This window comes from Sporosarcina sp. SG10008, from assembly GCF_044569405.1.
Lineage (GTDB): Bacteria > Bacillota > Bacilli > Bacillales_A > Planococcaceae > Sporosarcina > Sporosarcina psychrophila.
Map to the genome: position 1 here is coordinate 792273 of NZ_CP172607.1, position 24013 is coordinate 816285.

The window sequence follows — 24013 nt, forward strand, 5'->3', positions numbered from 1 at the left end:
TTTTTGCTAAATTAAACAGGGTAATTTACTTAATATTAGAACTTCTATACGGGTCAAACGTCTTAAAGTAAAGGGACAGTTTAGTTTGAAGTTAATTGGAATTCCAATTCTTGCTTTATGTATACTTGGGTTGCCCTGAAAGGACGTACATAATGATTAACAAGGCTTTATTAATTTCATTTTCACTACAAATTCTCTTTTTTCTATTGTTTTTTAGTACCGCACTGGCAAGATTACCTGAGCCAATTCCTACAGTTTTTAGTTTATTAATTGCTTTCATAGGTTTAATTGTTTCCGTAATTTCAATTATTAAAAGGAATAGATTTAAGTTGGCTATAACAGTATTAGGAATATCACTTTTGATATTTTTGATGGTTGTATTTGCAAGTTTATTATCAGGAATGTAATGCTTTTTTCACTAACGAGGTGCTTTACTTCAAGAAGGAGTAAAGCCTTTTTTCTTCTTGATCTAACGGGGCAGGATAGTTGAAGAACAAATTGAATAGAATTTTATTTTTTTTTAGAACCCCTTTAAATATTATCTTAAATCAAGGAGGAGGCGTCGATCCAAAAATGTGATGGACGTCTTGTTTGCCTGGTTAGAATTGTAATTCAATTAGTATCTTCAAAAAAGATACTTTTAAAAATTAAAGTAATCTACAATCATTTGTAAGATTAATAGAACTGTTACTAATCTAAGAAGTGGTTTTACATGTTCCGTTTTTAATTTATGAGCTAATCTTACTCCGAACTGTGCACCAATAATGGATCCAAGCATTAATGCTATGGTAAGTGGCCAGAAAATTTTACCCGTTGATATGTAAGTGATGGCAGAACCAAAGCAACTTGCAAAAACCCCAACTCTTGCTAAGCCAATTGCTCGGATATAGGCAATTTTTTGGCTTGCATATAAATACATCGCAAGTGTACTGCTTCCTGGCCCAAACATTCCGTCATAAATTCCTATACCAATTAGTGCAGTTCCTGATTTTTTATTTGCATGAAACTGTTCAGTTCCATCAAAATTACCTGTATTCATGAAGGAAGTTACAAATGCAAAGCTTAATAAAATGATTGCAATAATCGTTAGGGTACTTCCGCTTAAAAAGGAAGCAATGAGTCCACCTAAAATACCTCCTCCAAGACAAAACATTAGGACTAATAATGCTTCTTTCGAGGAAACTTCTTTTCTCTTTAATATGACAAGAAAGCTTGAGAGTGAACTGACAGTATTGGAAACCTTGTTTGCACCGATTGCTGAATGCACGGGTAACCCCATAAGTAACATAGTGGGTAAGCTAATCAGTCCCCCTCCTCCAACCAATGTACCGACAACATTACCTATAATTCCAATCATAAAAAAGATGACAAATTCCATTGAACAACCTACTTTCAAAATTACACCATAGATTCAGTTTACCACGTCTAATTTTTGATATGAACTCTAAATGAAACAACTTTTTATTTAATTTATTAAATCAAAATTCGATGAATGGAACGATAAGGTAGAAGAATTTTTTCGATATTGTGTTTTTTATTCAACTAAAGGTTTACGGTTTTTTTTAATAACAATCTTCAACAATAGGGAGCTTTTCTGAAATGAAAAGAGCGTCTTTCTTCATGAAAGGGCCATTTAATTGAACATCACCTTAAAGGAGTTTGGATATTTATGTTAGTGTTTAGTTGAGATTGTGAAAAATTGTACTTAAACTAAAGGGGCAGGTTAGTTTAACAAGAAATATTCTTATTGGATATAAAAGAATTGTATAATTTGTGTATTCAACTTAGGAGGGGGAATCATGCGTCAATTGGAAAAAGAATATCTATCGATTATAATTCAGCAATTTGAACATTTTAAAGACCGTGCGGAATTGGCATTTGACCAACTTTCGGAAAAAGAACTGCATTGGAAACCCAACGAAGAATCGAACAGTATCGCAATAATAATAAAGCATATTAGTGGGAATATGCATTCTCGATGGGTAGATTTTTTAACTACTGATGGAGAGAAATCATATAGGGATAGAGATTCAGAATTTGTTGATGATATTGAATCAAAGGAACTGCTTATGGAAATATGGACAAATGGATGGAAATTACTTTTTAATTCCTTAGGAAATCTTAATGAAGAAGATTTGTATAAAACAATAACTTTGAGACAACAACCTTTAAGTGTTCTTCAAGCAATTCAAACTGAAGTCACTCATATCAGTTATCACTTAGGGCAAATTTTATATATTGGAAAACAAATAAGAGATAATGATTGGATAATTTTAAGCATTCCTAAGAACGGTTCAAAAAAGTTTAATGAAATGGCATCTACGAAAAGAAACTGTGAATAAATTGCTAACCCGTTCAGTTTAGTGGTACAAAAAAGAAGAAAACGCTTCAAATAACACGAATTATATAACAAATAGCACTGTTAATCGCGGTGCTTTTTTCGGGTTAAATAACATTGATTTTAACACGATAATGTTACCTTACGATAATTATTGTAAGCCATTCGACTCATCCGATATTTGAAATGCTAAAACGAGCGCTATTCGCCTAGAAAAATTGGTATAAAGGCATTTAAAAGACCACTATTCTATATGTGAATTAGTAATCTATTTGGTCATTTAATTTGCATTTTGCACTATTGTACTGAACAGCGTTACGTTCATGCGGATAGGTTTTTCTTGTGCACTTATTTTTTAAATATTATTAACGGAATGTTGGTTCAGAGTGAGTATGTGGTTTATTATTATTGTGTCGGGAATGAAGGGAGGAGGAAAGTCATGGAACAAGGTATAGAAAATGTAATTAGTAGAAAACTGTTAACCACATTTGTTGCCACAATTACTTTTTCAGGGTTGATGGTGTACGGTATGGTTTTTAATTATGATGGTTTTGAATATAACAAAGGGCATTCTTTTCTAGGGTGGTTATTGGTTTATTGTATCTATGTAGGAGTCGTTATTTTACTGTACGGGAACATTGTGTCGCTAATTTTGGATGCAGTGCAGCGGAAATGGTTCTTGAAAAAGGATTGGTTAACAATACTTATTTTGGGTGTTTTTGGATTGGCAAACGGACTATTTTTTCAAGAAAAAGCGTTAATGTGGCTTGGTATGCTTGTGGCTATACTGTACGGAGTTATTGATAAATGGCTCTACAAAAGACAAAGTAAAGGGAAAAGTTTAAAAATGTTTGTACTAATGCCTATTGCTTTTATTTTTCTGTCGTGGTTATTTTTACAATGGATTTCACCACCTCAACCCCCTTTCACAAAAGAAGATGCGATAACCACTGCATCTGCTGGAATGGAAAATCTTATCTATTATTTCCCGAAAGAAGTTGGGTCTTTAGAAGAAACAATTGATGGGTATAACGTTGTGAGAGAAACTAGCGTTAAAGTAATAGGGAATGAAAAATATATTGTGACCTTCAAAGAAAATTGGCAAATAGGAAATTCGAAAAATACTTGGCTAATATCCTACACCGTTGAACGAAACACATCGACGTTGTATGCGTACGAAGGTGTTGAACCTTCGTATTATAAATATAAATAAAATAAGTACCTATGAGAAAAAATTACCCGTTCAATTGAGTGGTATAAAATTCAAAGTAACAGAACAAATCGCAAGACTTTTATTACTATGGTTTTAACAGAGAGTTCTCAACAAACCTTCTGCATTTTTTCGTTGAATGTTCTGCATATATTTTCATCCTCTGTGATGTAGCGCTGATTTTGCGCTACATGTATGGCTAACGGGTGCTCTACTTCAATTAGGGGTTAAGCACCCTTTTATTATTCAACATAAGGAGCAGTATAGTTGAATAATACATTTCAACTATAATAAATAAATGTTAGTATAAAATTATAATATTAAAACAATTTGAACCTACGCGGTTGAGGGAGGGCGATTTGTGAAAAATTTATTATTAGCAATCTTAGGGGCAGTTGTGACAGCGGTAGTATTAAGTTTGATAACAAAAGGTTTTGAAATGGATGTATTAATTTCCCTTATCTTAGGTATTGTACTTGGGTATAGCATTGGAAAGAAAGAAAAAGCAGACTCGGATTAGGGAACTATCTAACTGAATAGGGAAGTTATTTTAGTAGTATTACAATATTTTTTATTAAAATAACGGGTTGCTTTAGTTGAACAACAGCAGATCGTCTAATGACGGTCTTTTTATTTATCTAGTTGTCTGTAGGAAGGTTTAATAAAAGCATATCCACTAAATCGTTTCGAAAAAACCGTCCTCTAACGTAACAACCTAAAATCATTATATAATTTTTTATATGAAATACCGTCTATTCCATAACTAGCTAATATATCCTATTGTAAGGGGGTGCCGCATGAATAAAGAAATTTCCATTATATTAATAATAGCTTTATCTTTGTTTTTTACCGAAAAAATTTATGCTAATGAACTTACAACACCATCTGGAATTTCAATATCCGATGTAGAACGTTTCGTAGACGATTATGCACATGAATATATTGGTGAAACAACTGCGGGTGCGAGCATTGTTATTTTGAAAGATAATAAAGTTGTTTTATCAAAAGGATATGGTTATGGAGATATTGAAAACCAAATTAAAATAAATCCGAATACTGCTGTTTTTGAATGGGGTTCAGTAAGTAAATTGTTTGTCTGGGTGTCGGTCATGCAATTAGTCGAACAAGGAAAAATCGATTTAGATGAAGATATAAACAGATATTTACCAAAAGGATTTTTAACAAAACTAACATATGATGACCCTATCACTATGTTGGATTTGATGAATCACACTGCAGGATTTGAGGAAAATATTTTTGACACGGGATATGCTAACGAATACCGTGTAAAATCTTTAGAAGAAGGATTGAAAATTGCTGAGCCAAACCAAGTATATCGTCCAGGTAAAGTCGTTGCTTATTCTAATTATTCAACTTCTCTAGCTGCATATATAGTTCAATTAATTTCAGAACAAGACTTTAATGAATATGTTGATGAACATATATTTCAAAAATTAGGTATTCTAGATTCAACTTCATATTTGTCTTTAGGGAGAAATGAGCAGATAACAAAAAACAAAGTAAATGGATATGAGCTTATTGAAGAAGGAGATTTCAAACTATCGACACCGTACTATATGTCCATGTATCCTAGCGGTGAAATAAATGGAACAGCACCAGATTTAGCTAAGTTTGCAATGGCACTTATGCCACAATCCGAAAATGAAAACGTTTTGTTTGAGGATGAAAATACGCTAGTTACAATGCTTTCGCAAAGTTATGCTATTAATGAAAATGTCCCTGGTATCGCACATGGTTTTTGGGAGTATGATGGAAAGTTTAAAGGATTAACACATGGTGGAAATACAGTTTCCTTTTCAAGTAATTTTCATATCGTCCCTGAAGAAAACTTTGCAGTAATAATATTAACGAATCAAGCTTCAGAGTCTGATATTTCCTATGGACTGACGAAGGAATTGGTTGGAGAAAAAGAGATAGATGAAGTAAAATTGGCGGACTTACCAAACTCACAAATCACAGAAGGAACGTATCTTACTACTCGCAGAATGAAAAGTGGATTTTTAAATTTGTATTACTATTTACTACCACTTACAGTGAAATCACTAAATGCGAACGAAATTGAAGTAAGTTTGGTAGGTATGAAAGCTAATTACGTCCAAACATATCCAAATGTTTATAAAATGACAAAAGGTAGTACTATGTTTATTCCTACAAATGTTCTTTATTTTTCTATAGAGGATGGTGAAGTTAAACAAATTTCTACATCGATTTCAGATTATCTCCCTTTAGATAAAAATATATTTTGGTTAACAATAAGTGCTGTATTATTCATTTATTGTTTAGTATACTTTATTGCTTCCCCATTCGTTTTAATCGTAATCAGTATTTTGAATCGGAGAAGAAAAAAAACTTCTATAAAAATAAGAAAATGGGTTTACCTATTAAATATTGTTGGTACAGCATTTATCGTAAATATTATTTTATTAGTAATTAGGATGTTGAGTAATAGTGATCGAGGATATTTTGAAGTATTCCCACAAATAGTTGCTAATTATGTTTTAACTATTTTAAGTGTTGTTTTTATTATTTTCATTCTAGTTAATTGGAAAAAGGCAACTCTAATAAAATTACAGAGGGCTATTTATCTTCTATCAATCGTTACTATTGTTATATTAATCTTTTTACTTATAACATGGCAGTTTTATTCTTAGTGAAAAGGCTCTGTTTAATTTACGCTGTTGATATTTGATTATTTAGTTCAATGAGAAAACAATGAGGTTTTTGCTGATATTTGTGTGATGAGTAACTACAATGAAAGAAAAAATAAGTTACCCTAGTCAACATACTTTTATTTTATCATCACTTTTAATTACCTTTTTATCATTTGTATCGCTAATAATATTTCGGTTTTTTTGGAATTAGCTATTTATTCACTTAGAGAACGTTATATACGGTTAAAATTAATGTTTAGAATTAATTATAGCGTCACTTTTTTAACTACATGAAGAATTTCACTTAAACTAACGGGTGGTTAGTGGAACAACTGTAAAGCTTTCCTTCTTGAACTAAAGAAGCAAGTTAGTTGAACAATCAGTCAGTTTATTGAACAAGGATATTTTCTGTTTTTAGCGAATTAGAATTACAAACAAACTTATCAAGAATACAAGATATTGCAAAATAACAGGAACAAAGGAGGTATGAGATTTGAAAATCCATAGAATAGATCATGTGGGTGTAATCGTAAATGATCTCACTGCCGCTAAAGATTTTTTTCTCGATTTTGGCCTTGAGGTGCAAGGGGAATGGGAAATGGAAGGAGAGTTGATAAATCAGGTATTTGGGCTTAATGACGTTAAAGTAGCTTGTGTAGGATTAGGGACACCAGACGGTCAAGTATGGATAGAGCTAATCAAATTTTATAATCCGTCAGATGAAAGAGAAATTCAGCAACCTTTTGCAAATACCCCGGGTATTCGGCATATTGCCTTTGCTGTTGAAGATATTGAAGCTATTGTTGCCAAGTTGAAAAAGAAAGGTACGAAAATCTTTAGTGAGATACTACACTATGAAGAAAGTTATAAGTTATGCTACTGCAGTGGGCCAGAGGGAATTATTTTAGAGTTGGCGGAGAAAATCAAATAAATTATGGGTAATTACTAGTTATCGGGCCAATAATTGATGGATTTTGACATCCTGCCAGTGAAATATGTAATCACGTCGATAAAGTTGTTCCGCAAGCGGGCGCGATTGTTATGTAAGTGTTTCTGTTCTTATTCAACTAACAGGTAATTTAGTGTACCAATAGTAATATTTCTTATTCAGCTAACGGGGCGGTGGCAGCAGTTGGTTTATTTAACAAATTATATGAAATGCAGTAAAGAACTTTACTCTTTCATAATGATGGTTCGGCTTGTATAAGGTGAAGTAAGCAAAAACACCTCTCACAAACAATTGTGAGAGGCACTCTTTTCTGCATAAAGGGGTAGACACCAGTGCTTCTTTAAAATCCGCTTTGATTTCCCCTATTAAGGGACCTACGCTCAATTAATATGGATTATCACTTTAGTTTATCGTTTAAAATGCCCTCTTCTAGGACGGAAAACTTATCTCCATATACTTTCATAATATGTACGTTCCCCCAAGCGCATAGCGAATCTAATATACTCTCCAAGCTTAAACCGTATTCACTCAATTCATATTCTACTTTCGGTGGAACCTGGTTGTAAGCAATCCGGTTAATAACGCCATCTGCTTCTAGCTCACGTAATTGTTGCGTGAGCATTTTTTGCGTGATATCTGGCATAAGACGTTTCAATTCACTTGTACGTTTTTTACCATGTGTCAGATGGCATAGAATGACACATTTCCATTTTCCACCGATCACTTCTAATGTCGCTTCAACGGATATATTATACTTCTTTTTTGTCATGCTCATCCTCCTTACTAATGGGTACTTAAAAGTACCTATATAACTTTTTGGTACCTATAGTACTTAAAAGTGCGTACTTTTCTTTTTAATCCCTGTGACTCATACTAACATTTGCAGATGAATTGTACGAGGTATTCATTGTGGTCTTTGTAAATTCAATCATACAACAAAGGAAAAGAAAGGATGAAAAAAGTGACTTTAGATAAAAAGAGAAGTATGTTTGCACTACTTGCATTAGCTGTTAGTGCATTTGCAATCGGAACAACAGAATTTATTAGTGTTGGGCTTTTGCCTCTGATTTCCCAAGACTTAGATATATCGGTGACGACTGCAGGACTAACTGTTTCCCTGTACGCGTTAGGTGTAATGATAGGTGCTCCAATTTTAACATCGCTCACTTCAAGAATGCCACGGAAAACATTGTTATTATGGATTATGATAGTCTTTATCATAGGAAACGGGATTGCGGCGGGTGCAACAAGTGTTACGGTTTTGCTTATGGCCCGTGTCATTTCAGCGTTTGCACATGGTGTGTTTATGTCAATTGGGTCGACAATCGCTGCTGATTTAGTTCCAGAGAATCGCAGAGCAAGTGCGATTTCAATCATGTTTACAGGACTTACGGTTGCTACTATTACAGGAGTTCCATTTGGGACATTTATTGGACAACAGTTTGGTTGGCGCTTTGCCTTTGTGGCAATCGTAGTGATAGGGATTATAGGGTTTATTGCGAATAGTATTCTTGTTCCATCCGATTTACGTCAAAGTACTCCAACAACGATTCGAGATCAAGTTAAGCTCATAACAAATAGTCGGATATTGCTAGTATTGACAATTACAGCACTGGGATACGGAGGAACATTTGTTGTATTCACGTACTTATCTCCGTTGCTTCAGACGATAACAGGATTTAAACAAGGAACCATCGTGATCATCTTACTTGTTTACGGAATTGCGATTGCAATTGGTAATATGATTGGTGGGAAGCTGTCAAATAAAAACCCGATTGGCTCGCTGTTCTATATGTTTATTGCGCAAGCGATTGTGCTTTTCATATTAACATTTACGGCACCATTTAAGGTCGTGGGTTTAGTAACAATTCTTTTCATGGGATTGTTTGCATTCATGAACGTTTCAGGACTTCAAGTGTATGTCGTCATGTTAGCTGAACGTTTTGTCCCAAGTGCAGTAGATGTTGCTTCCGCTATGAACATAGCTGCATTTAATGCGGGGATCGCGATGGGGGCCTACGTAGGTGGAGTGGTTACTGATTCGATTGGGCTCATTCATACGGCTTGGATCGGGGGGGCAATGGTACTGATTGCAGCCATACTAACAGGCGTCAGTCGGGCGCTAGAAAGAAAAGATCAGCAAAGGATTAATCTAACCTAAAGGGGGTGATTGGAAACGTATAATCTGCAACACAACTTTAATTAAAAAATAGGAGGACATAAATAATGAAAAACTTACAATCGACAACAATGTTGCATAACGGTGTGAAAATGCCTTGGCTTGGCCTTGGTGTATTTAAAGTGGAAGAGGGTCAAGAATTAATAAATGCGGTGAAAACTGCGATTACACATGGCTATCGCAGTGTCGATACAGCGGCGATTTACGGCAATGAAGTTGGCGTAGGACAAGGTATTCGTGAGGCAGTTAAAGAAACAGGTATTGCGCGAGAAGATTTATTTATCACATCAAAAGTTTGGAATTCAGAGTTGGGCTACGCATCAACAATTGCAGCTTATGAAGAGAGCTTAACGAAACTAGGTTTAGACTATTTAGATCTATACCTTATTCATTGGCCAGTGGCAGGAAAATATAAAGAGGCATGGAGAGCGCTAGAAACACTTTATAAAGAAGGACGGGTTAAAGCAATTGGCGTAAGTAATTTCCAAATTCATCATCTTGAGGATTTGATGAAGGATGCGGAAATTAAACCAATGGTGAACCAAGTGGAGTACCATCCACGTTTGACGCAGAAAGAATTGAGTGATTTTTGCCGAAAACAGGATATTCAATTGGAAGCATGGTCTCCACTCATGGCAGGACAATTACTCGACAACACAGATCTTCAGGAAATCGCCGATAAATATGGTAAATCAATTGCCCAAGTTATTTTACGCTGGGATCTACAAAATGGCGTTATTACAATTCCGAAATCCACGAAAGAACATCGTATTGCTGAAAATTCAACAGTTTTTGATTTTGAATTAACAGCGGATGATATGAAACGGATTGATAGTTTGAATCAGAATCACCGAGTGGGTCCAGATCCGGATAACTTTGATTTTTAAATAAACTAAACCCCTATCTTAACCTAGATAGGGGCTTTTCATTTTGTAATATATGGTGTAAGAACTAGAGTCAATTGACACTTACCTATTAGTAAGTTAGTATTTGGTTATGGAAAATAGAAAATCACAAATCATTGAGCTAGCACTTAGAAATATTCGAGAAAAGGGCTATTTGTCTTTTAGTTATGACGACTTGGCTAAGGAACTTGGTGTAACGAAAGCTAGCATTCATTATCACTTCATGAAGAAAGAGGATTTAGGTCTAGCCGTTTGTATAAAGTTAAAAGAAGGTCTGGAAAAATCTTATTTGAACATTGATCAAGCTCAAATAAACAGTGAAGATAAACCATGGGAGTTTATTTCAAGAAGAGCTAATCAGATTGGTAACAATGAAGTTTGCCCGATATCATCTTTACAAGCAGACTATAACTTTTTACCGATCGCTATGCAAGAGAGTGTACAACAATTGAGTCAAATGGAGATAGACTATTTAAAAAAGCTTCTTGATGTTTTAAAGGAAGAAGGAAAACTAACACATGATACAGGGGCATTAGCCGCTCTTCTAATATCGAGTATTAAAGGTGCGCTACAATATAGACGTGTAGTAGGAGAATATTTGTATTCAATAGTAATTGATCAATTAAAACTGCTTGTAAATGGAAATGATGGAGTTAGGAATATGTGAATACATGACGATTTTATGGGAGGTATTAGTATATGGAACGTCGAGTTGTTGTAACGGGATATGGAGTCGTATCGCCACTAGGAAATGATGTAGATACGTTTTGGAATCATATTAAAGAAGGTAAATCTGGGATTGGAAAAATTGAGGACGATGAATTCAAAGAAATTAACACACAGATTGCTGGGCGTATAAAGGACTTTCCAGCGGAAGAATACTTTGATAAAAAAGAATTGGGGAAATATGATTTGTTTGCGCAGTACGCTTATGCAGCGGCAAAACAAGCGTTAGACCAATCAGCACTCAATTCGGACACCGTTAATAAGGAGCGAATAGGCGTTTACGTTGGATCTGGAATTGGTGGAATTGACACTGTACTCGAAAATCATAAACATTTACTAGAAAGAGGCGTAAGAAAGGTCTCTCCATTTATGGCACCAATGATGATTAGTAATATGGCGGCAGGTATTATAGCTATTAAATATGGTTTTAAAGGTCCGAGCTTTTCGCCAGTTTCTGCCTGTGCAACAGGTAACCACGCAATAGGTGAAGCATACTTGAATATTTTACATGGTTATTCCGATGCTATCGTAGCGGGGGGAGCAGAAGCTTCAATAAATCCATTATCTTTTGCTGGTTTCTCAAGAATGAGAGCCATGTCTACTTTAAATGATTCACCTGAAAAGGCGAGCCGCCCTTTCGATCGTGAGCGTGATGGCTTTGTTATGTCGGAAGGCGCAGGAATTTTAGTACTTGAAGAGTATGATCATGCTAAAAAACGGGGAGCAACCATCCTGGGCGAAATCGTGGGTTACGGTTCAACAACAGACGCCTATCATATTACATCCCCGGATTTTGATGGAGCAGCAAGAGCGATGAAATTAGCTTTAGGAATGGCACGACTTAATCCGACTGATATTGATTACATTAATGCGCATGGAACGAGCACACCAGAGGGCGATAAATCAGAAACGAAAGCCATTAAAGCTACTTTTGGTTCTCATGCCTATCAGTTAAAGGTAAGCTCAACCAAATCGATGACAGGACATCTATTTGGTGCGGCAGGTGGGGTTGAAGCAATCATAACGCTTAAAAGTATACTGGAAGATATTGCACCACCTACTATCAATTACGAAAATCCAGATGAAGAATGCGACTTGAATTATGTTCCAAATGAAGCTGTGAAAATGGAGATAAACTATGCGATTTCAAATGGCTTTGGTTTTGGCGGGCATAATGCAGTACTTGCTTTTAAGAAATTTATCCCGCATTAACGGGCAGTAAGACTCCGACATCGAGTCTTTAAGGACACAAGAAGAATCGGAGGGGGATCAGAACCCCCTCTGATTGAAGATTAACTTTATAAAGTAACTAAATACATGTGGAGCTCCGTCCGATTGTCAGACGGAGCTTCATTTATATAGAAGTAGTCTATATATGTTGAATTAAAGAATCCTATTGAATCTGACGTTGCGCTCAAAATAAGAGAGTATTAATTCGGGGTCTGGATTGTAGAACGCTTGGCGCTTTGGGGATGCCTTTCGCCGTAAGCCTGGATTAGCGCTTCGCACCCAGTCTTACGGCTTCAGCGACCCCTTTGCCGCGCCTGCGCTAGGGTGTTCATTATCGAGAGAAATGTAATTTCGAGATGTATATGCTGAGATTATAAGTTGATTACTAGTTGATACTACTTATAGTCAATAAAGACGTGCCCCAGCTTGCAGATTTCATCGTAGATAATGAAAAGCCCTTTCTCACATAGACAATCCAGCGCAGGCGCGACTTCGTGGTAGCCGGAGCGATAAGACTAAGGAGGGATGCAGTTCAATCCCTCCCAAGGGGTCTTCTTTCTGGCTTATCGCGGGAGGCATCCACAAAGCGTCGAAGCGATATTAGTGGGAATTCTAAACCATTCCAAGTACTAATGCTTTTTCAGTGGCCTCCCAAAAGCCCTTGTAAAACGCATACGCCGTATTCATTTGTTCAACATATATAGTGAAATTAAATGACTTTATGGATTAGCGAGGAGTGCATTGTATGAATGGTAAACGTGTCACACCGATTCTCCGTATATTCGATGAGAAGAAAGCAAAAGAATTTTACGTTGACTATTTGGGATTTAAATTAGATTGGGAGCATCGATTCGAGGATAATTTGCCGTTGTATATGCTGGTTTCAAACGGAAATTGTATCATTCATCTATCAGAGCATCACGGGGATTGTAGTCCGGGGGCTGCTATTCGGATAGAGATTGAAGATATCGAAAGCTTCCATGCAGTGCTTCACTCGAAAGAATATAACTTCGCACGTCCAGGTCTTGAAACAACTCCATGGCAAACGAAGGAACTGACAGTTATTGAGCCATTTAGCAATCGCATTGTTTTCTTTGAGGATAGAGAATGAAAAAACGGGTTATCTTTCGTTAAAGATAACCCGTTTTCTATTATTTTCGATTGCTATACGATTTTAAGATTTGATCGGATTGTTGCATGATTTTTAAGGCGTTGTCGATAGATTGTTGTGTTTTATTTGTCCGAGATTTCTCTTTCATGGTTTCCAAGTTGTAGAGGATAGCAGGTAATTTAGCGCTTGGTGCGACATACAATGTGTCATCGTTTATGAAGGAGCTGCCTGGCAGGTGGTAACGCATGCCAAGTAAATTGTTTTCGTAATGAAATAAATCGTGACCTATCATCTGTGCATCATGTTCTATTCCGAGTAAATTTAATAATGTAGGCATCAGATCAATTTGTCCGCCTAAGTGGCTAATCGTTTCCCCGGAGAAAAGTCCGCCTCCTGAAAAAATGACCGGCACGATAAAACGGTCTTGTAGGTTATAAGGATGGTCGAGTAGATCTAAAAGAATAGCCTCATCATCTTTTGTGACAGGAGCCCCGTGAACACCCGAATGATCCCCGTAGACTAGAATCAACGAATTATCATATAAGCCCGCCTCTTTTAATGTATCAATGAATATTCCGATTTGCTCATCTGTATAGCGGACTGATTGAAGATAATTGCCGACATATGTGCTGTCATAACTATCCGGTAATACTAGATATTGAAGATCTTCAGGCATTTCAAACGGTGTATGGCTTGTCAGTGTAATGATGTTTGAATATATTTTTTCATGTTTCTTAAATTGCATGGGCAGTTGTTTAGCAGCAAAATCGAACAGTACTTCATCCGCAGGTCCAAATCCTATTTCTTGTTCTGCTGGAATTTCTTTGTTGGTATAAACGTAGTCAAAACCGAGTGCTGGATATAGTTTTTCACGATTCCAATAGGTAATGTCATCGGCATGATAAGTGGCTGTACCATAGCCATTCCTTTGTAAAGTTCGAGGTAGAGAAGGGACTGGCTTTCCATTAATGACATTGACAGTCGGATCCATACCTTCAGGGTAAATGGACGTGTGCATAAGCCACTCGGCGTCAGAAGTGTTGCCCGCCCCGATTTGTTGGTATACGTTATCGAAATATGTACTATCTTTCAATAAGGCATTTAAATAGGGTGTAATTTCTTGTCCGTTCACTTTTCTATTGATCACAAAGCCTTGTAATGACTCGACCTGAATGACGAATACATGACGATCCTTAGCAATACCGTAGGAATTATGCTTATTTGCGGGAACGTAGTCATTCCCTTTGAGTTTCTCCACGTCTTGTTCTGATAAATTAACATCAGAAGCTAGCGCGATACCGAAGCTCCGCGTGAAAACTTGCACCGCTTGCGATTGTAAATAGCCATTCTCTTTTGCAAAATAAGAAACGTCAATAAGTGGTTGCCTAAAAGCTAGTAGTGTTGTAATAAGACCAATACTTCCAAATAGAATCGCTAATTGTCTAGTTACTTTAGCTGAAGATTTTATTTTTTTGGCATTATAGTAATATGCAATTGGAAGGATAAGTAGTAGGTCCAGGAAAAAGAGGAAATCATAGGGCTTGCTTAGAAGACCGACTGTTCCTCCTACAGAATTCGATTGATAAAGTTGCTGTAAGTCATAATAGGATGGAATTGTTGAAAAGTAACGCGTGTAGTAAATAATGGCGATAAATAATACAGACAATATCGTATTGAATACGAAGATGCCGGTCCATGTCCGTTTCTTTACGAAGAGAACGATGAGTGAAAGTAAGAATGCCCATAGTGGAAATTCAATGAGTGCAATATGGAAGACAGATTTGTTATGAAAAACGACGACACGAAATGCGATCACTTTTAAGAAAAGTAAGGTCAAAATCAGGGTGGTTGGATGTAGTAGAATAGGCTTAACTTTTTTGATGAACAATTTCATATTGAGTACCCCCAAATAGAACTTTCTATTAATATAGTGTAACAAAGATATTTTTTGATGTGAAATAAAAAGAAGGAAATAGATGGAACTTCTTTGTAATTAAAGAAGTAAATGAAAATAGACTTGAAAGGGGATGCCGAAGCCCTAAGTTTAGACAGTGCTAAAGTGGATTTGACGGTTTTCATTTCATTAAATATAGTGAAACCCTTCATCGAAATTGTTTGATAAATTTACTTTAAACGCTGGAATGTATTTCTATCATGTATCTTAATCTCTATTAACAGATCATTTTTAGCTATCTAACATAGAAATACACTCTACTCGTTAAAGGAGAAAATCAACACTAGTAGTTGGAGGAACTTTTCAAAAAAACATGTAACCTTTTCGGTAGCTTAAACGAATAATGGTTGTATGACAAAATGAGGGGGGATATATTTGCTTGATGCAGAAAACTTGGAAGACAGAATCATTGAGATTTGTAAAGGTGGTATTTGATATTCACAGGGATTCCATAGCAAGAAAAGATAGCACCTTCATCGCTAATGGAAAAGAATATGCAAAGGTGGCGTTAATAGTGTCTCGAACAAGCAAGAATTACGATGAAAATGTGGATTTCGCAGAACTACTACACGCTAAAATTGAGCAAAAATACCCTGGAATTTCGAGAGGGGTAATAGTTAAGAATGGTAAGGCACAAAGTACTTACAATCAGGATCTCATTGGTGAGTCAGTATTAATGAATATAGGCGGGATAGACAATACATTGGAAGAAGAATATAGAGCAGCGGATATTTTAGCGACAATCATTAAAGAAATAATTGAAACGAATTAATCTGTTACTTAAACACGGATGATCTATGATATATATCGGAATCTGCCAAGTTTTAATATGAAAAATTCATCTTGTATACCACGTCTGTTGAATTTCTTTCGTCCCAAAAAGCTTTAGTACTTCGTGTACTTGTGCCTTTGGAGGGCGACGGATGAACGACCACCATGCGCATCCTATAGATCAAGATATCTCGGTACTGGTATAGGAGTCATTCAATCCAAAGCGATCTAAAAGCAACCGTACTCGGGACGCCTAGTGTTTGATTAAGTTGTTTTTTTGGTTTATTTTGGTTATCAACACGTGTGCTTGTATACTATTAAAAAACGATCCCCCAATTTTATGCCAGGTGAATCGTTTTGTTTTATCCATTATTTGTTCTCCCATTACCTCTGAGAGGATTAAACCGTAGTTCATGTCTATTAATAAAATAGTTTTTTTTGAAGAATATCTAATGCTTGGTTAATAGCATCTAAATCTTCATTCGAAGCATTTTGTATTCGATCTAGGAAACGAAATTCTACACATGCAAAAGACTCGTTCATCATGGTTTCCCCATCTTCTGAGAGGCGAATATATTGTTTTCGTCGATCTTCGGTATCACTTGATTTTTCGATTAGATTTTTTTCGCTTAATTTTTTCAGTTCACGGCTCGTGTTTGGCATAGATATATGCTGACAATCACTGATTTCACTAGGAGTAACAGGTTGACTAACGGCTATATACTCAAGAATATTATATTGAACTGGTGTGACGGAATCTGATTTGGTATTTTTGGTTAATTCGTGTGTCACGCGATGAACAGAAGTTGTAAATGATACACATTTATAAAAAAGAGCTTTTTTGTCCATAATTCTCACCTCTTACTCACAAGATATCAAAAACATTGTCCTAATACAATTATCATTTGACAACAAAAAGAAGAGAGTGCTATTATTTACTTATCATATGATAAGTAAAAGGGGTGCGTTATGAAAACGCTAGTTATATACACATATCCTAATCACAAAAGTTTAAATTATGCATTTTTACAAAAAATTATCAAAGGAAGTAATGAAAATCCGAACATAAAGGAGTTACAGGTATTAGATTTATATGAAGAAAAATTTGATCCACTCCTAGTGTTTAGTGAACATAAACGAAGACGTGATATGTATCGTGATCCTCGCATTGAAAAATATAGAACACAAATTACTTGGGCTGATAAGATTGTCTTTGTCTATCCAATCTGGTGGGGAAGACCTCCAGCAATGCTTATGGGATACATTGATCAATTATTTTCTGCGAATTTTGCTTACAGGGATAAGAAGGGACTACTACCAGAAGGACTTTTGAAAGGAAAGTCAGTTGTATGTGTATCGACTATGAAGGGCCCTACAAAATATCCACTTCTCTGGTTGAATAATGCACATAAAATATTGATGAAAAAAGCACTGTTTAGTTTTGTAGGAATCAAAAGAGTGAAGTTTTTTGAATTTGGTAATATGGAAAGTTTAAAAGGAAAACAAACAAAAAAATTAGAGAAAATTTATCTTTATTTTAAAAGAGTAGATCGGTAAGAAAAGTATTTCGATACTTTTAAAATGTAGGTACACGATAAGCAAAGCTTACTAATTCAAGTTCAGTAGAATAAAACAGCTCACTCAGATGGATTTACTCCATTGAGTGAGCTGTTTTATTAATATGGATCGGCGTCATGACCTTTCTCCACTGCTTCATCAGGGGCTTTATCGCCATCTCTATTTCCGAGGGGCTTCTGACTCGATCCTTTTGTTGAGGCTTGTGCCAAGCCTTCTCGTAAACGACGTCCGTATTCTTCATCCGCCTCATCCGCAAGAGCTATCATTTTAACTTGAATACGTGGGTCACAATTTGAAAGGTCTGACACCAAGTTTGAAATTAAATCTGCTCGTTCCCATTCTTCAAAATTGCGATACGTGTCTCCGGCTTGTTTTGTATTGCTTTGTCGGTCAATGGACTCTCGCACAAGTTTACCTTCAATATAAGGAGTGTATTCTATTCCGTCTTGTTCAGCCTCTTTTAAACCGCCTAAGATCGATGGCTCGTAGTTAATATGAGGATTCTGACCCGGAGCTCTGTCAAGTTTATATTGCATCTGTCCGCCACTCTGATTCGTTGCTACCCGTTTTTTTGGAGAATTGATGGGTAGCTGTAAATAGTTGGCGCCAACGCGATGACGCTGCGTATCTGAATAGGAGAAAGTCCGTCCTTGAAGCATTTTATCATCAGAGAAATCAAGACCATCGACAAGCACACCTGTACCGAATGCTACTTGTTCAACTTCAGTGAAGTAATCTTCAGGGTTTTTGTTTAAGGTCATCTTTCCGACAGGTAACCATGGGAACAGATCTTCAGGCCATAATTTCGTATCATCGAGCGGGTCGAAATCGAGTTCTGGATGTTCGTCGTCACTCATAATTTGGACAAGCAACTCCCATTCAGGATAATCACCTTCTTTGATCGCGTCATGTAAATCTTGTGTCGCATGATTAAAACTTGTCCCTTGGATTTCACTTGCTTGTTGTTGGGTTAAGTTTTTAATACCTTGTTTCGGTTCCCAATGATACTTGACAAGTACTGCAACGCCTTCTTGGTTCACCCATTTATACGTATTGACACCGGAGCCTTGCATCATGCGGTAATTGGCAGGGATGCCCCAGGGCGAATAAACAAATGTCACCATATGGAACGATTCGGGAGAGCTGGCGCAAAAGTCGAAAAAGCGTTCGCCGTCTTGAATATTCGTAATCGGATCTGGTTTAAAAGCATGAATCATATCGGGGAACTTGATTGCATCACGGATAAAGAATATTTTTAAATTATTTCCAACGAGATCCCAGTTACCGTCCTCTGTATAAAATTTCACAGCAAATCCACGAGGGTCACGAAGTGTTTCAGGCGAGTGTCCACCATGAATAACGGATGAAAAGCGGACGAATACAGGCGTCTGTTTGCCTTTTACCTGAAAAAGTTTTGCGCGTGTATACCTGGAAACGGGTTCGTCACCAGCTGTTCCATAGGCTTCGAAATAGCCATGCGCGCCTGCACCACGTGCATGGACAACACGTTCAGGAATACGTTCTCTGTCGAAGTGGCTGATTTTTTCTAGAAAATCATAGTTTTCTAAAACAGCAGGACCTCGATTGCCGACTGTTCTTAGATTCTGGTTGTTTGTAACAGGATGTCCCTGTCTATTCGTCAATGTATCTTCTTGTTCTTCATTCAATTTGTTATTGAATAGATCGTCTGACAATTGATAACCTCCTCTTTAATATGATGAAACGTGTGCATAGTAAATCGTAGGACAATACGTTTTGAACAGGGATCTCATCCACACTCTGCTCAATTAAGAAGGATTTAATTCCTGTTTACGTTTTTTACTATAACGAATTGTCGTAACTGAGTGAAGAAATGCTTGAGACAGGCATATACATCTATAAAGTATTTGAAATAGGTGGGGTCCTGTGTACATTTTACAAAAGGCGCTAACGCTATTTATCGGAAGTTTATTAGTCGCGATCGGTGTAAATTTATTTCTTGTTCCATTTGGGTTGTTGGATGGTGGTGCGATTGGTATCAGTCTAATTATCCATTATGCGATGGGTGTCAAAGTGGGGCTTACATTTCTTATCGTAAGCATCCCAATCTTTATGCTTGCTTGGAAGTATTACCGTTCTTTTTTTTACAACGGAATCCATGGCATGTTGCTTTCATCCCTAATCATGGATTTATTATATCCATTGAATATGATCGGAAGGGAATTGGTAACTAGTCCTCTAATAAGTGCAATATGTGGAGGGATATTTATCGGTGTTGGGGTGGGTATCATGCTTCGCCTTGATATTAGTATTGGGGGAACCGATTTACTAGCACAAATGATTGCAAGGAAACTGTCCATTAATCCAGGTGTTATGATCTTTTGCATTGATATATTGATTGTCACAATGGGAAGCTTATTAATACCTTCTGTTCATCTAGTCTTGTCGTTTACGACAGTGATTATGGTTGGTATTACAACAAGTCTGATTGTATTAAAATCCGCAAATGCATAGAATAGGGCAATGAAAATACGTATTCTTCATTGTAATTAAAAAGAAGACAGAAACAAGACCAAGTGTACATTTCACTCGGTCTTGTTTCTGTCAGCATTCCTTTAGAAAGTCTTCGGTTTTGTGTAAATTGTTCTCAGTAGTAGGACTGGGGTTTCAATCTTAAGCACGTGTTGTAATAAGAATCCATTTCAAACTCCGTATCACTTTTTATTAATATACTTCTGTTACGTTTCTTCTTTAACTCCGATATTATTGAACGCATTGTGAACATCAATTGAATTTGTCACAATGACCGCTAATACGATGGCAGTCTTACTTAAGTTTATTATTAAAGTGATTTTCTCGGCAGTACTGTCGTAGATTTCCACCATATACGGTACAAATTCAGGAGTGAACAAATTAGGATTAAATACAATAGATAAAAGGAGAGCAATCCATAGAAGATTAACAAAGAAATTTCCGGCCGCGAGCTTGGTAGTCCATTGTGAATCACTGGATTTATAAACTGATAGCGACAATTCAAACGTAACTAAAACTAATAGGAGAGGAAAATAATAAAGTAAAGTATCTCCATTCAAAGCAAACATGAAAGTATTCAATCCCTTCCGCCCTTGTATGTGTATATTAAAGTGTTGCCAAATTGTCGGTGGAAAATAAGTCCGGCGGATATGTTTTTCAAAGCAATCCAGAAATAATCGATATGTATGTGAATGATTTGACCACAGTTTAGAGTTGATTATCGAAAGAGGACATACAAAACAAGACCGGGTGTCCATCCACCCGGTCTTGTTTCTGTCATTTTTCTTTTTCGTAAATCTTTAACTTCGTATAAATCGTTTCCAGTATCGGGGTTGGGACGTCATGTGTATTCGCGTGTTGCAATAATAAACCATGCAGATGATCGGATTCTAGCGGAAGGGATTTTTCTATATCTCGCTGCATCGAGGATTTCATAAGGTATGGCATATCACTAATTTTGGTATACAGTTCTTGCGTGATAGTATCATGTATTGGTGCATTGATTTTCTTCATAATTGCGCCGAGTTCTTCCAACAGTGTAGCAACAGTATTACGCCCGGTTTCCAACTCCATAATTGGTCCTATTGGTGACTCCATCAGTGATGTAATACCGGATAGTGCAGTGATGAACAAATATTTATGCCACATTTCCTGATTGATTTGCTCACTTAGCACACATGAAGCGTTGGCCCCTTCAAAAGCAGCTTTCAGTTTTTCCATACGAGGTGTGATCTCCCCAGATCTTTCGCCGTAAATAAGCTGATGGATCGGACTTTTTTGTAATATGGTTCCATGTTCGTCAAGTGTCGTTTCGATGAAGCAAAGACCACCGATGACGGCATCTTCTCCGAAAGCTTTGATTAGTTGTTCGAGATGCCCGACGCCATTCAAGAGGGGGAGAATAATCGTGTCCTCTTTTACAAATGGACGTATATCATTGATTGCTTGGGTAAGGTGATAGGACTTTGTAGAAATGAGGATCAAATCGAATTTATCCCCAATATCCTTTGATGTAATCATTCGCGGGGCGAGCTTAGCATCCCCGTTGACACTTTCAATTTTCAAGCCAGATTTTTCAAGCATTTCTTTGCGCTTTGCTCGTACAAGGAAAGTAACGTTCTCTCCTTTTTCCAAGAGCCTACCTCCAAAATATCCGCCAATCGCTCCTGCTCCGACGATTAATATGTTCATATCATAATCCTCCTTATATCTGTATGATAAATTCTATTCTACAGTAGTCTGGGTTATTAGAATCATTGAATTACGTGTAATGAAAAACGATGGCATGCCGGACAGGATATGTCTAGCTTGCCATCGTATACATTAACCGATGATCGAAATATATTTTTCGCCAAGAACTTCCTTCGTTTTATAATCGGTATTGACCAATTGATCACTTACGAATGCTTCAACATCTTGTTCTTTAATTGCATAAAATTCTTCGATTTCACGTGAGAATAACAGTTTTTCTTGTTGGATAAGTGACTGCAAACTTGATTGTTGTTTTGGTTGCAAAATCTCCCCGGGCAGCATTTGTTGAAGTGCCTCCGTGTATTGTTCAAGTGCTCGTGCACCGACAATCTTGACGCCTTTTTTCTCTTCATTCAACATGACGATAGTTGGGAATCCACGGACGCCTAGTTGACGAACGAGTTGAAAGTCTTCTTGCAATGAAGTTTCAGCTTCCGGCAGTTTCGATTGTTTGACGATTTCTACTCCACTAAGGCCAACTTTATTGACAAGATCGATTAATATGTCATCTTGCGCAATGTTTTGATTGAAAGCGAAGAGGGCTTCGCGTGCGCGGCGTAAAAATATATTGGCGATTTCGGGACTTTGCTTATGAATCACTTTAAATACACGAGAAGGAATGAAGGAAGATTCGATCGGATTATCATGCCAAAGAGTCCCGTCAATCGGCATACGAGAATGCTCACCGACTTCTCTCCAATGCTCAGCGACATCGGCAGGACCATTGATGCCATTTGCGGTGTCCGCAAAGCCGTTCCAGTTTTCCAATAATCCACCCATCAATGTATGCGTGTTGACGTATTGGCCATATTGCGCCTCGAATTTTCGGAGAACGGGTTCCAGTGCCCAACAGTGGGAGCAAATTGGATCCGTTACATAATATAAGTCGACCTTCTTTTTAGGCGTGGAGAGATCGATAAATTGCATTTCTGTTTCTCCACCAGGTCCGCATACGCCAGTTTCTAAATCGCATATCATATTGTTTTTCATTCTAATTCCTCATTTCTTTATTTTGTAATTGTCTGTTCCAAATCGATATTATCTTGTGCCCACTTATGAACAGGTTGGAGGGCAATTGCTAACTGCTGTCCTTTGTCTGACAGATGATATGAAATGGTGACGGGGGTGCCTTCTGTTACTACTTTCACAACCAAGCCATAATTGGCGAGTTCAGTTAGCTTTAATGATAAGGACCGTGGGGTAATATCATTCAAATCACGTTTCATATCAGAAAAGTGTGCCGTAAAGTTTGGGCAATTCGATAAGTAATGGACGATGAGACCATTCCAACGCCTGCCTAATATTTCAAAGCACGATTCCAAATAAGGACAAACCTTCATAAGTATCACCTCTTCTTTCGATAACTTTATTATATGCAGGTATACTAAGTATATCAAGTATAAAAATTATATTAACTAAAACACGCTCATCAAAGTAAATTTGATGAGCGTGTTTTAGTTAATTAATCCAAGTTGTGAACTCTTTAAAATCGGTCCTTTTAAACGGTTTCGGTTCAATTTCAGGATATCCTAGGTAGATAAATGCAACAATCTCACCTTTAGTAGATAGTCCGAAAAAATCACTTACTTTTGGATGGTAACAAATTGCACCTGTTCGCCAGATTGCACCAAGACCGAGTGCATGTGCGGTTAATAGCATATTTTGGACACTGGTACTGACAGTGGCATACTCTTCTTTCAAAATAACATTTTCTTTTTCACTTGGCTCCACTCCGACCGCGATGATGACAGGTGCACGCAGCGGATTCCGTTCACTTCGTTCAATTTTTACGATACTACTTTCCGAAAGAGGATCTTCCTGTTGAGAAATCGTTATCTCACGAAGCACTTTACCTAATTTCATTCTGCCATCGCCTTGAAGTACATAGAAACGCCAAGGTTCGGTTTTATGATGATTCGGCGCATAAGTTCCCGCCTCAATAATTTGTTCAATAAGATTTGCTGGTACAGCTTGATCACTGACTAGCGGAATAGTTCTCCGTGTCTTAATCGCGTCGTGTATATTCAAAAAGATCGCCTCTTTCTATCCATACTAAATAGCTACTTAATAAGTATATCGACATGAGTAGATAAAAACATTGTTTTCGCTATATTAAACATTCAAGTG

General features: G+C 36.8%; 24 protein-coding genes. 14 read left to right on the top strand and 10 right to left on the bottom strand.

The genetic code is table 11. The features are described 5' to 3' along the window. Positions 1-152 precede the first annotated feature (152 nt). Positions 153-407, top strand: coding sequence for a hypothetical protein (locus ACGLYD_RS04000; protein WP_342537847.1), 255 nt, complete (start codon positions 153-155; stop codon positions 405-407). A gap of 233 nt (positions 408-640) precedes the next feature. Here the strand turns inward: ACGLYD_RS04000 and ACGLYD_RS04005 are convergent, their stop codons facing one another. Further along, positions 641-1378: a sulfite exporter TauE/SafE family protein gene (locus ACGLYD_RS04005; protein WP_067207301.1), complete on the bottom strand. Its 738-nt coding sequence runs from the start codon at positions 1376-1378 to the stop codon at positions 641-643. Between the two features lie 421 nt (positions 1379-1799). Between ACGLYD_RS04005 and ACGLYD_RS04010 the strand changes: the two genes are divergently transcribed. From ACGLYD_RS04010 to ACGLYD_RS04030, 5 genes are all read left to right on the top strand, one after another. After that, positions 1800-2342 carry a DUF1572 family protein gene (locus ACGLYD_RS04010; RefSeq protein ID WP_399631505.1) on the top strand — a complete coding sequence of 181 codons (543 nt, stop codon included), beginning with the start codon at positions 1800-1802 and terminating at the stop codon, positions 2340-2342. A gap of 435 nt (positions 2343-2777) precedes the next feature. Continuing rightward, positions 2778-3551: a hypothetical protein gene (locus ACGLYD_RS04015; protein WP_399631508.1), complete on the top strand. Its 774-nt coding sequence runs from the start codon at positions 2778-2780 to the stop codon at positions 3549-3551. A gap of 358 nt (positions 3552-3909) precedes the next feature. Next, a complete protein-coding gene (locus tag ACGLYD_RS04020; protein WP_399631510.1) occupies positions 3910-4068 on the top strand; it encodes a hypothetical protein in 159 nt (52 codons plus the stop codon). 277 nt (positions 4069-4345) lie between these two features. Continuing rightward, a complete protein-coding gene (locus ACGLYD_RS04025) occupies positions 4346-6220 on the top strand; it encodes a serine hydrolase domain-containing protein (protein WP_399631513.1) in 1875 nt (624 codons plus the stop codon). Between the two features lie 493 nt (positions 6221-6713). Further along, complete coding sequence (locus ACGLYD_RS04030; RefSeq protein WP_338653007.1) at positions 6714-7151, top strand: VOC family protein; 438 nt, start codon at positions 6714-6716, stop codon at positions 7149-7151. 415 nt (positions 7152-7566) lie between these two features. Here the strand turns inward: ACGLYD_RS04030 and ACGLYD_RS04035 are convergent, their stop codons facing one another. After that, positions 7567-7938 carry a helix-turn-helix domain-containing protein gene (locus ACGLYD_RS04035; protein WP_067207314.1) on the bottom strand — a complete coding sequence of 124 codons (372 nt, stop codon included), beginning with the start codon at positions 7936-7938 and terminating at the stop codon, positions 7567-7569. 216 nt (positions 7939-8154) lie between these two features. Here ACGLYD_RS04035 and ACGLYD_RS04040 point away from each other — a divergent pair, with 216 nt between their 5' ends. The 5 genes from ACGLYD_RS04040 (at position 8155) to ACGLYD_RS04060 (ending at position 13320) form a co-directional block, all read left to right on the top strand. Next, the gene (locus ACGLYD_RS04040) at positions 8155-9330 is read left to right on the top strand and encodes an MFS transporter (protein ID WP_370569996.1); all 1176 of its coding nucleotides are present in this window, start codon (positions 8155-8157) and stop codon (positions 9328-9330) included. A 65-nt stretch (positions 9331-9395) separates the two neighbouring features. After that, positions 9396-10235, top strand: a complete 840-nt coding sequence (locus tag ACGLYD_RS04045; protein ID WP_399631516.1) for an aldo/keto reductase — start codon at positions 9396-9398, stop codon at positions 10233-10235. A gap of 109 nt (positions 10236-10344) precedes the next feature. Beyond that, positions 10345-10920 (top strand): TetR/AcrR family transcriptional regulator, encoded by a 576-nt coding sequence (locus ACGLYD_RS04050; RefSeq protein ID WP_338653005.1) that lies wholly within the window; start codon positions 10345-10347, stop codon positions 10918-10920. A gap of 32 nt (positions 10921-10952) precedes the next feature. Beyond that, positions 10953-12191 (top strand): beta-ketoacyl-ACP synthase II, encoded by a 1239-nt coding sequence (gene fabF, locus ACGLYD_RS04055; protein ID WP_340741777.1) that lies wholly within the window; start codon positions 10953-10955, stop codon positions 12189-12191. Between the two features lie 763 nt (positions 12192-12954). Next, entirely contained in the window at positions 12955-13320 is a 366-nt protein-coding gene (locus ACGLYD_RS04060) for a glyoxalase superfamily protein (RefSeq protein WP_399631519.1), read from the top strand. Positions 13321-13360: 40 nt separating this feature from the next. Here the strand turns inward: ACGLYD_RS04060 and ACGLYD_RS04065 are convergent, their stop codons facing one another. Further along, entirely contained in the window at positions 13361-15214 is a 1854-nt protein-coding gene (locus ACGLYD_RS04065; RefSeq protein ID WP_187047243.1) for an LTA synthase family protein, read from the bottom strand. A 442-nt stretch (positions 15215-15656) separates the two neighbouring features. Between ACGLYD_RS04065 and ACGLYD_RS04070 the strand changes: the two genes are divergently transcribed. After that, positions 15657-16046, top strand: coding sequence for a stage II sporulation protein P (locus ACGLYD_RS04070; RefSeq protein WP_342539765.1), 390 nt, complete (start codon positions 15657-15659; stop codon positions 16044-16046). Positions 16047-16465: 419 nt separating this feature from the next. Here the strand turns inward: ACGLYD_RS04070 and ACGLYD_RS04075 are convergent, their stop codons facing one another. After that, positions 16466-16894, bottom strand: coding sequence for a MarR family winged helix-turn-helix transcriptional regulator (locus tag ACGLYD_RS04075; RefSeq protein ID WP_067207326.1), 429 nt, complete (start codon positions 16892-16894; stop codon positions 16466-16468). A gap of 120 nt (positions 16895-17014) precedes the next feature. Between ACGLYD_RS04075 and ACGLYD_RS04080 the strand changes: the two genes are divergently transcribed. Beyond that, positions 17015-17602 carry an NAD(P)H-dependent oxidoreductase gene (locus ACGLYD_RS04080; protein WP_067207329.1) on the top strand — a complete coding sequence of 196 codons (588 nt, stop codon included), beginning with the start codon at positions 17015-17017 and terminating at the stop codon, positions 17600-17602. A 119-nt stretch (positions 17603-17721) separates the two neighbouring features. On the opposite strand, the gene ACGLYD_RS04085 is transcribed toward ACGLYD_RS04080, so the two are convergent. Then, positions 17722-19317 (bottom strand): catalase, encoded by a 1596-nt coding sequence (locus ACGLYD_RS04085; RefSeq protein WP_342537859.1) that lies wholly within the window; start codon positions 19315-19317, stop codon positions 17722-17724. 211 nt (positions 19318-19528) lie between these two features. Between ACGLYD_RS04085 and ACGLYD_RS04090 the strand changes: the two genes are divergently transcribed. Next, positions 19529-20116 (top strand): YitT family protein, encoded by a 588-nt coding sequence (locus tag ACGLYD_RS04090; RefSeq protein ID WP_067207335.1) that lies wholly within the window; start codon positions 19529-19531, stop codon positions 20114-20116. A gap of 224 nt (positions 20117-20340) precedes the next feature. Here the strand turns inward: ACGLYD_RS04090 and ACGLYD_RS04095 are convergent, their stop codons facing one another. The 5 genes from ACGLYD_RS04095 to ACGLYD_RS04115 form a co-directional block, all read right to left on the bottom strand. Continuing rightward, complete coding sequence (locus tag ACGLYD_RS04095; protein ID WP_067207337.1) at positions 20341-20715, bottom strand: hypothetical protein; 375 nt, start codon at positions 20713-20715, stop codon at positions 20341-20343. A gap of 196 nt (positions 20716-20911) precedes the next feature. After that, positions 20912-21826 carry a ketopantoate reductase family protein gene (locus tag ACGLYD_RS04100; RefSeq protein ID WP_399631525.1) on the bottom strand — a complete coding sequence of 305 codons (915 nt, stop codon included), beginning with the start codon at positions 21824-21826 and terminating at the stop codon, positions 20912-20914. 132 nt (positions 21827-21958) lie between these two features. Beyond that, positions 21959-22876: a DsbA family protein gene (locus tag ACGLYD_RS04105; protein WP_342537861.1), complete on the bottom strand. Its 918-nt coding sequence runs from the start codon at positions 22874-22876 to the stop codon at positions 21959-21961. A 17-nt stretch (positions 22877-22893) separates the two neighbouring features. Further along, the gene (locus tag ACGLYD_RS04110; RefSeq protein ID WP_342537862.1) at positions 22894-23226 is read right to left on the bottom strand and encodes a helix-turn-helix domain-containing protein; all 333 of its coding nucleotides are present in this window, start codon (positions 23224-23226) and stop codon (positions 22894-22896) included. 118 nt (positions 23227-23344) lie between these two features. Then, entirely contained in the window at positions 23345-23914 is a 570-nt protein-coding gene (locus tag ACGLYD_RS04115) for a nitroreductase (RefSeq protein WP_067207350.1), read from the bottom strand. Between the last annotated feature and the right edge of the window lie 99 nt (positions 23915-24013).